General features: G+C 48.6%; 1 pseudogene. It reads right to left on the bottom strand.

The annotated features are described in order from the left end of the window. Positions 1–444, bottom strand: a pseudogene (locus AB5935_RS25155) (glycoside hydrolase family 2); the annotation flags it as partial.

The raw sequence follows: 444 nt of genomic DNA, 5'->3' as shown, positions 1-444 counted from the left end.
CGATACGCCTTTGGGTTGTGCGCCTTTGGGAGAAGGCATTGTTTCGCCGTGCAGCCAGATGCGGATCGGTGTCCAGAAGTTAGGGACGGACATAATGTGCCAATCCTGATCATTCGTTTCTGTCGATATGGCTTTGTTCTTGTTGGCTAGTTGATAGTCCGGCATGAATAACCAGTTGCCATTCAACGTGATATCTGTGCGGCTTCCGGTGAGTGCTTCCACTTTTATGGGGGTATAAGCAGCCCGTTCTTGACGGCGTTTCTCCTCTTTTTCTGCCGGAGTCGCTTTTTGTTGATATTCTGCTACTTTTACATCCTTTAGTGCGTTATCCGCCATCGGTGTTACGGTGAGGTCGTCAAACTCGGTCTCTATCCAACCGCCTCCCAATCCTATTTCTCCCAACGGAACCAGATTGGCGTTATTGTCTGTAATATCTATATGAGG

Origin of the sequence: Phocaeicola sp. RTP21198st1_B8_RTP21198_201120, from assembly GCF_040929485.1 — a bacterium.
In the GTDB taxonomy this organism is placed as follows: domain Bacteria; phylum Bacteroidota; class Bacteroidia; order Bacteroidales; family Bacteroidaceae; genus Phocaeicola; species Phocaeicola dorei.
This window is presented reverse-complemented; position numbering and strand designations above follow the sequence as displayed.